This window comes from Microcystis sp. M179S2 (genome assembly GCF_020245805.1).
In the GTDB taxonomy this organism is placed as follows: domain Bacteria; phylum Cyanobacteriota; class Cyanobacteriia; order Cyanobacteriales; family Microcystaceae; genus Microcystis; species Microcystis aeruginosa.
This window is the reverse complement of record NZ_JADBUE010000232.1, coordinates 1-11,254: the sequence shown is the minus strand read 5'-3', so window position 1 is coordinate 11,254 and position 11,254 is coordinate 1. Positions and strand designations below refer to the sequence as shown.

The 11,254-nt window shown below is 42.0% G+C and carries 8 protein-coding genes; 6 read left to right on the top strand and 2 right to left on the bottom strand.

What is annotated here, in order from left to right; translation table 11 throughout:
- Window positions 1-510: 510 nt before the first annotated feature.
- Window positions 511-780, bottom strand: a complete 270-nt coding sequence (locus IM500_RS14410; RefSeq protein WP_190718088.1) for a hypothetical protein — start codon at window positions 778-780, stop codon at window positions 511-513.
- A 620-nt stretch (window positions 781-1,400) separates the two neighbouring features.
- Here IM500_RS14410 and IM500_RS14405 point away from each other — a divergent pair.
- Both IM500_RS14405 and IM500_RS14400 read left to right on the top strand, forming a co-directional pair.
- The gene (locus tag IM500_RS14405; RefSeq protein WP_287738761.1) at window positions 1,401-2,738 is read left to right on the top strand and encodes a helix-hairpin-helix domain-containing protein; all 1,338 of its coding nucleotides are present in this window, start codon (window positions 1,401-1,403) and stop codon (window positions 2,736-2,738) included.
- Between the two features lie 114 nt (window positions 2,739-2,852).
- A complete protein-coding gene (locus IM500_RS14400; protein WP_190718092.1) occupies window positions 2,853-3,887 on the top strand; it encodes a M42 family metallopeptidase in 1,035 nt (344 codons plus the stop codon).
- Here IM500_RS14400 and IM500_RS14395 read toward each other — a convergent pair.
- On the bottom strand, window positions 3,884-4,375 hold the full coding sequence (locus tag IM500_RS14395; protein ID WP_190718094.1) for a hypothetical protein: 492 nt from the start codon (window positions 4,373-4,375) through the stop codon (window positions 3,884-3,886). The genes IM500_RS14400 and IM500_RS14395 overlap by 4 nt on opposite strands.
- Before the next feature lie 419 nt (window positions 4,376-4,794).
- Here IM500_RS14395 and IM500_RS14390 point away from each other — a divergent pair, with 419 nt between their 5' ends.
- From IM500_RS14390 to IM500_RS14375, 4 genes are all read left to right on the top strand, one after another.
- Window positions 4,795-6,354: a hypothetical protein gene (locus IM500_RS14390; protein ID WP_190718097.1), complete on the top strand. Its 1,560-nt coding sequence runs from the start codon at window positions 4,795-4,797 to the stop codon at window positions 6,352-6,354.
- Window positions 6,355-6,407: 53 nt separating this feature from the next.
- Entirely contained in the window at window positions 6,408-6,851 is a 444-nt protein-coding gene (locus tag IM500_RS14385; protein ID WP_190718099.1) for a hypothetical protein, read from the top strand.
- A 132-nt stretch (window positions 6,852-6,983) separates the two neighbouring features.
- Window positions 6,984-8,090 (top strand): hybrid sensor histidine kinase/response regulator, encoded by a 1,107-nt coding sequence (locus IM500_RS14380; protein WP_190718101.1) that lies wholly within the window; start codon window positions 6,984-6,986, stop codon window positions 8,088-8,090.
- A 223-nt stretch (window positions 8,091-8,313) separates the two neighbouring features.
- Window positions 8,314-11,100, top strand: coding sequence for a cation-translocating P-type ATPase (locus tag IM500_RS14375; RefSeq protein WP_287738758.1), 2,787 nt, complete (start codon window positions 8,314-8,316; stop codon window positions 11,098-11,100).
- Window positions 11,101-11,254: the final 154 nt, after the last annotated feature.

Genomic DNA, 11,254 nt, shown 5'->3' with positions numbered 1-11,254 from the left:
TTTGTGTAATTAATTTTGTCTTATTACTTATATCATTTTTCAAAAGTAATGAGGGCTGGCTGAATAAATCTAAAAACCTTGTTGGGTAAGACTTTTAGACTTTTTGTCAATCAAAAAGTCCCAGATCTGGGAGTGATCGGGGGGAAAATTCAGGGACTTTTTCCCTGAAAATTAGTAATTGACCCCCTCAAAATCGGTAAAAACCTACACCCGTTCGGCGGTTCGGCGGTTCGGCTGATCTCACCGTCGAAGCCTGAGATCACCCTCGAAGCCTGAGATCACGGCCGAAGCCCACACCCTACACCCCACACCCTGTCCCCACGAAAAACTTTTTCAGCAAACCCTAATGACAGACTTAGTTGCTCACTCCAAAGTGCAATCCCTCTCCGAGAAAGGAACTGCACTTTCAGATGTTAGTCACGACTATTGAAAATTCGTATTAGCTATTTTTTCGGGGACTCTAGCCACTATTTTCAGAGATTGCTGTAATGGGGATTCGTTGACATCCGTTTAGGTGGATTGACTGGCCAGAAATTGTCGTTGATAGTCTAAAAACTCGCCATGCCATTCCGCAAAACGCCGCTCCCCATCTTTGACCAAAAGTTGGCGGTAGGCTTCCGAGGAAATCCACGGCTTTGTTGGGCGTTGTTGGGCCGAACGAGCTTGGTATTCAGCCCTTGATTGACGGCATTGGTTGTGATAATTTTGGTGCCATTCGCGATAGCGCCGTTCTCCATCCCGCACGAGGGCTTGGCGATAGGCTTCTGAAGATAGACTCATGGTGTTACTCCTTTTCAAATCCCTTGATGGCTTGGCCAGAATTATAACACAATGCGTGAACTAGCCAGTGCTGACCTCTCGTCAAGGTACGACATAGATCTTTTCCCTCAGTTGCAAGGCTTCTTTGCTATCTCAACTGCTGCATTTTGTCCCGCTTCGCGTTGCTACCCTTTAACCAAATTTAGTAGGACCGGCCAAGAAATTAGTAAAAGCTGTTTACAGGTGTCTTAAACCTTGTGGCAAACGGCCACAGCTGACCCCATTCAAGAAGTCTAGTTTTTCTGGTTTTTTCTCCTCGGTTAACATTGATCGTAACCTATGGTAGGTAGAATATACACTTTAGGTATCAATATATATGATGTATATGGTAATTTTTTGGCTCTCTTAGGTTTGGTGGGTAAAATGTATTCTAAGATACAGTCCTGCTGGCGAGCTAGTAGAAAGAACCACAAAGACACAAAGGACACAAAGATTGATCGCTCTTATACTTATATAAGTTAAACTTATGTTACAAGGAATAAGAGAGCCATTTTGGGGACTTTGGCGGCCTGATTTGGCAAAGAAATGCCATATTTCCATTAGCACCATTACAAAAATCTCTGGAGAGTTGAGTTACTAATATGGTTAAAATTATCAGTCGTCAATCCTTGGGAAGAAAACCCGTTTACGATATTGGTGTAGAGAAAGATCATAATTTTTTGCTGGGCAACGGGTTAATTGCCTCCAATTGTTTTAATAAATCTCACTCGACCGCTTATGCTTACGTCACCTATCAAACCGCTTATTTAAAAGCTAATTATCCTGTGGAATATATGACAGCGTTACTAACTGCTAGTAGCGATAATCAGGATAAGGTGGAAAAGTATCGAGAAAACTGTCAGAAAATGAATATCGATGTCGAACCTCCCGACATCAATCGCTCGCAAAAACATTTTACCCCGATTGGACGCAAAATTCTCTTTGGTTTGTCCGCAGTTAGAAATCTGGGCGAAAATGCGATCGAGGCTATTTTAAAAGCCCGGGAAGCAACAGGAGGAAAGTTTACTTCCTTAGGGAATTTTTGCGAGCGTGTTGATTTGCGAGTGGTCAACAAAAGAGCTTTAGAAACGCTAATTTATTGTGGTGCTTTTGATAAAATTCAACCTAATCGCCATCAATTAATTGAAGATTTAGAATTAGTAGTTGCTTGGGCGCAAAAACGCACCAAAGAGAAAGAAAGTGGTCAAATGAATATTTTTGATATGCTAGGAGGTAACACAGAAAATAAACAAGAATCCGAGTTTGAACAGTCTCCCAGTGCCACCCCAGTAGAAGATTTTTCCCTACAGGAAAAGTTAAAACTGGAAAAAGAACATTTAGGTTTTTATGTTTCCGAACATCCTTTAAAAGCTTTACAAAGAGCCGCTCAAGTCCTATCTCCTATCAATTTAGCTGACTTAGAAGAACACAAAACCAGAAAAAAAGTTAGTGCAATTGTCTTATTAAATGCCGTCAAGAAAATTATGACCAAAAAAGGGACTCCGATGGCATTTTTAACCCTAGAAGATGCCTCGGGACAATCGGAAGCGGTGGTGTTTTCCGATACCTACGAACGTCTGCAAAAATTATTAGTGGAGGAAGCAACTTTAATGGTGTGGGGAAAAGTTGATCGCCGAGATGATCGGGTACAATTAATTATCGAAGATGCGGAACCGATCGAAACCATTAAAATGGTGATGGTTAATTTATCGCTGCAAGATGTCGTCAACCAAAATCGTCAAAATCTTCTCAAAAGTATTCTGCAATCGGGAGACAAACAAAAGGCAAAAGTTCCCGTTATTGCCACCATTGGTGCGGGAACTCAGCGTCAATTTGTGCGTTTAGGACAAAACTATTGGGTAGAGGATGACAATTCGGTGCTAGAGTCTCTGAAAGTTGCGGGTTTTCTGGCTAATTCTGCACCTCTGATTAATCATTAAATGCTAACTGGCAATCACCCAAGAGCCATGGCTGCGCCAATATTGTTTCTGTAAAACCTTTTCGATTTCCTGTTTCGATAATAATTCTCTTTCGACCCACAAATCAAGACAAATATGGATTTTGATCACCTCTTTGACACTATTGCCACTCTTGTCCTCCATCATTCTCCTAGTGGGATGGAAACGGAAATCGATCGCTTTTTACTAGAACGCTTTCAAGAGTTAGGATTAGAAACATGGCAAGATCAAGCGGGAAATGTCATCGGCAAGATTAAAGGACAAGATTCGACCCAAAAAATCGCCATTACCGGTCATAAAGACGAAATTGGCGCTATTATCAAGACAATTAATACCGATGGTACTCTGCAAATTCGCCAACTTGGGGGAGCTTTTCCTTGGATTTACGGAGAAGGAGTGGTGGATATTATCGGTGATAGGGAAACCAGATCAGGAATTCTCTCCTTTGGTTCCCGTCATATTTCCCATCAATCCCCGCAAAAAGTGCAGCAGGAAAACACTCCCGTCACCTGGGAATCCGCATGGATAGAGACGAAATTGACTCCGGAAGAATTAGACGCTTGCGGGGTGCGCGTGGGTAGTCGAGTCGTGGTGGGAAAACACCGAAAACAACCCTTGCGACTAAAAGACTACATTGCCAGTTATACCCTTGATAATAAAGCTTCCGTGGCGATTCTTTTGGCATTAGCGGCCAGAATAATTAACCCTGCGGTGGATATATATCTGGTTGCCTCAGCTAAGGAGGAGGTAGGAGCATTAGGGGCCTTATTTTTTACCGCAAATAACCGCTTAGATGCTTTAATTGCCCTAGAAATCTGTCCCCTCGCTCCTGAATATCCGATTAAGGATGGCAGCAGTCCTGTGTTATTGTCTCAGGATGGTTACGGTATCTATGATGAGCAATTAAATCAAGAATTACGAATTGCGGCCGAAAAGGCGGGAATACCCCTGCAATTAGCCATTATTAGTGGTTTTGGTAGCGATGCCTCCATCGCCATGAAATTCGGTCATATAGCTAAGGCCGCTTGCTTAGGTTTTCCCACCCAAAACACCCACGGTTATGAAATCGCCCATTTAGGAGCCATAGCTAACTGCATTAGCATATTAGAAGTTTATTGTCAACTAATTTAGCTATTTTTAGCAAAAAACCAGAGCATCAATAGAAAAATAGCGATCGCCAGTCCGCTAAAAACAGTATTTTTATGCTGCTCTAACTGCATGGGTGCGGGCGATTCTTCTTTTTTCTGTTTATTTGTTCCCTTTTTAAATTGCGCTGTACTATCGGGAAGTTTATCTAAATCGGGAATCTTCGTCATCCACTCATCTGGGCGTTTGAGACGGGGAGCTTCGATAATATAAAGCAGACGCTTGGCCTGTTCGCGAATTTGATAGATAGGATGGGTAATAAGTTGCCTACAGATTTCACTAGCTTTCTCCCCCTCTCCTAACCCTTGATGGGCAGAAATTAACCAAATTTGAATCTCACCCCCTGCTCGGGAGCCTAAGGAAATTAAGGCTAAAGCCGCATTTAATTGCTGGACACTAAGACGATATTGTCCACGCTCAAAAGCACTGATGCCAGCTTGATAAAGGTCTTGAAAAGAAAGATTTTCGGCCACGGAGTCAAGATCGAGATCAATAAAATTTTACATAAGTATAGCAAGAGGTAAGAAGCAAGAGGAAACTTTGATCAGTATCAGATGTGAGTTTTCAGTTCACTGATGGTTCTTCGTTACTTGGTATGGTTTGATCGGGTGGCATAAATAGACTACATCCTTATCTGGCAAGAGACTTAATTGATTAGTTCGTTCTAGATGGAAAACAATTGACAAAAATCGCCAAATGTCTTTCTATATAAGGGTTTCATCTCTTATAACCCCGTCTATTGCCTAACACAAACAAAAAGAACCTCACTTGATTACTGTTTACTGTTCACTGTTTACTGATCACTGAAAAGCTCCCCACCTCCGCCATTGAGAATGAGAATCTCGGCAAAAATCCGGTACACTTTCTGCTAAACCTGTTCAACCCGCACGGCATGAAAGAGAGGAACTCCCTGTTACTAATTATATTAGCGATCGCCACTATACTAATTAGTCTCGTTTTAGGGATTGTATTTGGCAAAAAAGCGGCCTTGTTAGGAATTTGGGCAGTTCCCGCCATGGTCGGTTCTTTTGTCCATCCCCGTCTGGGATTATTGGCCCTAATCATCTATCTTCCCCTGAGTAATACCTTCGCTTTGTCTGTGGTGAGAGTTTTTCAGGTAGTGGGCAACTTTATTGGCATAGAGCCATCATATTCTCTCTACAAAATCGCCAAGGATGCCTTTTATTTCGCCGCTTTAGCGGCAATTTTAATTAAAACCAAAACTTTTAAGCAATTACGCCCCAAAATCAAGCCTTTTCTCATCACAACTTTGATTTTACTTGCCAGCAGCCTGATAACTTTTCTTTTTGTCAATCTGCCCCAAGGATCAATTGCTGTGGGAATTGTGGGATTAAAAATCCTCCTAAGTTATATTCCCCTAGTTCTCTGTGGCTACTATCTAATCGAGCAAAAACGGGATTTATTCGTGGTTAATCGGCTTTTAATCGTGATGATCTTAGTCTGTTGTGTTTTAGCTCTAATTCAATACTTCTTACTCGTCCAAGGTATCTGTCCTGATAATGAATTCCTCAATCAACTGGAAGTTCTTGTCCCGAAATCCGACAGCCAATTTTATCCGAATATTACCGAGAAAGCCAGCCTGAAAGCTCAATGTTTTGTCGGGGGTTCAGTGTTGTATAATCCCGATCGAGGCTTAATTCGTCTCCCTGGCACATTTTCTGATCCTTGGCAATGGAGTTGGTTCTTAGTATCTAGTAGCGTCATCAGTTACGCGGCCAGTTTTAGTGATCCGCAAAAAAGATGGCGCGTCGCTGGTTGGGTAGCAATGGTTTTAGTCTTCCTTGCGACTCTGGTTTCTGGACAAAGAATACCTTTCTTGCTAGTACCTTTGTTTTACTTGGTTCTTTTTATTGCTACTGGCAAACATAAACAAAAGTTACCATTAAAATTGGGAATCTTGGGGCTGATTTCCCTGCTCGCGGTGACGTTAAATCCCTTTATTCAGGAAAGAGGGCTAAATTTTATTGATCGCTGGCTATATTCGTCTCCAATTGACTTTGTAGGCAATCAAATGCAGTGGATGTTCAATTATGTACAGCTTTTTGGTTTTGGTTTAGGCACAGCCAGCAGTGGCGCTCTTCATGTAGCTGGAGAAGAAGAGATAAGACTAATTGAAACCTACTACGCTAAACTCCTCTACGAAATCGGTATCTTCGGTTTTATCGCTTTTATGGCACTGATGACAATTCTCTGTATTCTCACCTTTAAAGCCTATTTAAAAGTAAAAAATGCTGCTTTAAAGCATTGGGGTCTCTGTATCTGGATTTTCCTACTTTTTATTAGCTTTAACCCCTACTATTATCCTCTCTCCGTCGAGCCAGTTTCTGTTTACTATTGGTTATTCGCAGGACTATTGCTAAAACTGCCGGAAATCAGCGAGAAATTGGAAGATGAGGAGAGATTTCTCGAAAAAAATGAAGTGGAGAATTAAGAGGATTTTTATCGATAATTAAATTATCTCTCGACTGATAGGAGTTAACCGCAATGACAGCAGAAACCCTTGCCTATTCCCTCGAATCTGTCCTCAAGGAAATTAAAGATAGTATTAAAAGTGTTGATCGCAAGCTAGACACCTTCCAGAAAGATGTTGACCAAAAGCTAGACAATCTCGAAAAAGGTTTTGACCAAAAGCTAGACAATCTCGAAAAAGGTTTCGAGCAAAAGCTAGATAATCTCGAAAAAAGTTTTGACCAAAAGCTAGAAACCTTACAGAAAAATGTCGAGCAAAAGCTAGACAACCTACAGAAAAATGTCACCGATGTGAAGATAGGACTAGCAACTTTAACAGAGAAAGTCGATAGTATCGATAATCGACTGATCAAGGTGGAAGGAACCCAAAGTAACCAAATTTGGACATTAATAACTCTCTTGAGCGCTTCCTTGATTGTTGTGGGGTTCCGTGCTTTTTTTATGGGCAACAATCCCTAGGCGATCGCTGTAGAGTAACGAGACTTTCTCGCTTGTCCCACCCGACAGGCTGCCCCCAGGAAAAACTTTTTCGGCAAGCCCCTGTTTTTTTATACACTTTATTTAAACAGTTTGAGTTATAAAATAACCGGCATGACTCAACTCACACCGCGCCCTAGTGTCTTAATTGTCGATGATTTGCCCAATAATGTGCGGCTATTGTCGATTATGCTCACCGAGAAGGGCTATCAGGTACGCAAAGCGATTAATGGACAGATGGCCCTGAATACAGTGCGATCGCTAATTCCCGACCTGATCCTCCTCGATATTAATATGCCCGATCTCAATGGTTATCAAGTTTGTGAACAGTTAAAAGCTGATGAAAAAACCAGAGAAATTCCCGTAATTTTTATCAGCGCTCTTGATGATGTCTTAGATAAAGTCAAAGCTTTTCAAGTGGGAGGTGTTGATTATATTTCTAAACCTTTTCAAGGGGAAGAAGTCATGGCCCGCATCGAAAATCAATTAACTATTTCTCGTCAAAAAAAACAACTCCAAAACGAAATTAAAGAACGTCAAAAAACTGAGGAAACCTTAGAAATTTATCTTCATGCTGTCTCTCACGATCTCCGCAATCCCGTGATCGGGATGTCAATGATCTTAAATAATTTAATTAAAAATTCTCAGGGAGAAACTAAAGAAGTATCCCAGAAGATTTTACAACAGATGGCCAACAGTTGCGATCGACAATTAACTTTAATTGATTCTCTCGTCGAAACCCGACAAAATGATCTTTGGGGAGTTTCCCTAGAACTAAAGCCTTTATCTCTCTACGAAATTGGTCAACAGATCAGTCAGGAATGGGAGTTAAGATTAAAGGAAAATCAAGCAACTTTAATTAATAATTTTTCCCCCGATTTACCCTTAGTTAATGCCGATGCTCACCATCTCTGGCGAGTTTTTGAGAATTTATTAGCCAATGCCCTTAAACACAATCCCCAGGGGATAATTATCACTTTGTCAGCTAGACTAGAGGGCAATTATCTCCGGTGTAGTATTGCCGATAATGGGGTGGGAATTAGCGAAACCCAGAGAAAACAATTATTCGATCGCTATCAACGAGGCAATAATAATAATCAGATTAGTTTAGGACTAGGTTTATATCTATGTCGTCAAATTATCCATGCTCACGGAGGTGAAATTGGCATTATGAATAATGACGAAAAAGGTTCACAATTTTGGTTTACTTTGCCCTACTAAGCTGTTGACTAAGTAGGTAGATGTTAAAAACTTTCAGACACCCCCCTTATCAAGGGGGGATTAAGGGGGGATCTATCTTCAATTTAATTATAACCAGCTACTTATCTACATTACTCGTTAAGACTGTCTATGAGCAGGAAGAGCCAGTTTAAACATTTGTTTTTTCCTGTTACCGGGGAAAGAAAGGGCTAAGATCTATTTAGATCAACTATCTTCACTTGCCATGGCCGCCAATGCCGACTATTCTGCCCATTCCAGCGTTAACTTGCAACAACCTTGGCATACCTATCCGGTGGAAACCACCCTATCTATCCTCGGTAGTTCGGCTGTTAATGGCCTCAATAGGGAGCAAATCGCCCAAAGAATTAAATATTATGGCAAAAATGAACTACAAGAACGTCCAGGGCGCAGTAATTGGCAAATTCTCCTGGATCAGTTTACCAATATTATGCTCCTCCTCTTAATTGCCGTGGCCATAATTTCCGGAGGACTGGATTTACTAGCATTACAGCGCGGTCATCTGGCTAAAATTGGTGTTCCCTTCAAAGATACGATCGCTATTTTAACAATTGTCATCCTCAATGGTATCCTCGGCTATCTGCAAGAAAGTCGCGCCGAAAAAGCTCTGGCCGCTTTAAAAAAACTTTCCTCTCCCCAAGTTAATGTTATTCGCGAGGGCCAACGCACAGAAATAGATGCGGTTAATCTCGTCCCCGGGGACATCATGCTGATTGAAGCGGGAACCCAAATCAGCGCCGACGGCCAAATTATCGAAGCTTTTAACCTGCAAATTCGCGAATCGGCCTTGACAGGAGAGGCAAATAGTGTTAGTAAATCCGCCTCCATTGACCCCTTAGACAGGGATACTCCCCTTGGCGATCGCTTAAATTTTGTCTTTACCGGAACAGAGGTACTGCAAGGCCGGGCCAAGGTCATCGTTACCAATACGGGGATGACAACGGAATTAGGCAAAATCGCTCAAATGTTAGCAACAGTCGGCAATGAACCCACTCCTCTCCAAAAAAGAATGACTCACTTGGGTAATGTCCTTGTTGCTGGTTCTCTCATTTTAGTTGCCCTGACTATTACCATCGGCCTGATCAATGCCGGTTGGTCGGCCCTAGAGGAATTAGTGGAAGTTTCCCTTAGTATGGCAGTAGCCGTCGTTCCCGAAGGATTACCCGCAGTTATCACCCTAACTCTCGCCCTAGGTACCCAACGCATGGTCAAACGTCAGGCCTTGATTCGCAAACTGCCGGCAGTAGAAACCCTTGGTTCCGTTAATGTGATCTGTTCCGACAAAACCGGGACGCTAACGGAAAATAAAATGACCGTGCGGGAGATAGAGACAATTAATCGCAATTTTTCGGTGACAGGGGAAGGATATAGTCCAAAAGGACAATTTTTAGACACCGAGCAACGGGCGATCGATCCCAAAACCGATCTAGAATTACATCATCTTTTAATTGCCAGTATCCTCTGCAACGATGCCAGTTTAGACCTCGATAACGGTCACGATAGCATTTTAGGCGATCCCACGGAAGGAGCCTTATTAGTTTTAGGGGCGAAAGCGGGCTTAAATTTATCCCTAACCAAGCAAGAGTTCCCTAGAATCGCTGAAATCCCCTTTTCTTCTCAAAGAAAGCGAATGTCGGTCATTTGTCAAGGAGTCAATCCCGTACTATTTACCAAAGGTTCCCCGGAATTAATCCTTGAACAATGTCTCTCCTATCAATCGGGATTAGAAAGTCTTCCTTTTGGGGATGGAGAAAAAGAAAAAGTCTTAGTCGCTAACAATGCTATGGCTAACAGGGGTTTACGAGTCTTAGGATTAGCCTACAAAAACCTGATTTATCCGTCAGAATCAACTGAAATCAGCGAAGATGCCCTAATTTGGTTAGGAATGGTCGGTATGATCGACGCAGCGCGACCGGAGGTACAAATCGCCGTGGCTAGGTGTCGAGAAGCGGGAATCCGTCCAATCATGATCACCGGCGATCATCAATTAACCGCTCTAGCGGTGGCTAAAAGTCTTGGTATTGCCCAAGCGGGAGCTTTAGTCATCTCAGGGCGAGAATTAGATAAATTATCACCAATTCAGCTAGAAAACATCATTGACAAAACTAACATCTATGCCCGTGTCTCCCCCGAACATAAATTAACCATTGTCCGCGCCTTGCAAAAAAAGGGTAAATTTGTTGCTATGACCGGAGATGGGGTGAATGATGCTCCGGCCCTGAAACAAGCAGATATCGGCATTGCCATGGGAATCGCTGGAACCGATGTCACCAAAGAGGCTAGTGATATGATTCTCCTTGATGATAATTTTGCCACTATCGTCGCTGCCACGGAAGAAGGGCGAGTGGTTTATAACAATATTCGCAGTTTTATTAAATATATTCTCGGCAGTAATATCGGGGAAGTGATTACTATCGCTGCTTCGCCTCTTTTGGGTTTAGCTACTCCTCTCACTCCCCTACAAATTCTCTGGATGAATTTAGTTACTGATGGTTTACCTGCTTTAGCTTTGGCAGTGGAACCCGCTTCTCCTAATATTATGCGTCGCCCTCCTTTTAGTCCCCAAGAAAGTATTTTTGCTCGCGGTTTGGGCAGTTATATCGTGAGAATTGGGATTATTTTTTCGATTATTAATATCACTCAAATGTTAATCGCTGTGCGCTTGGATCCGCTTTTTGGTAATACTGGTTCATGGAAAACTATGGTTTTTACTACTCTCTGTTTAGCTCAAATGGGTCATGCCATTTCTGTGCGATCAAGCGATCATCTTACCATAGAAATGAATCCTTTGACTAATCCCTATCTCTGGGTAGCAGTAACCCTGACGACAATTTTTCAACTGATGTTAATCTATGTTCCTGCCCTGCGGGATTTTTTCGGCACTCAATTTTTAACTAAAGAAGAATTATTAATCTGTTTGGGATTTAGTACCTTGTTATTCGTTTGGGTGGAGTTAGAAAAATTATTTGCCCGTTGGTATCATCGGCGATAATCAGGGGGCTTTTTTCATTGTTCAGTAAACAGTGAATTGAAAACTCAAATCTGATAACTGATAAACCCCATCCACAGGGAAAACCGTAGTTTGGCTTTTTCAGCTACGATCCTTATATCTGAACTTCCCCCGTATAAATATACTAGCTATGGCT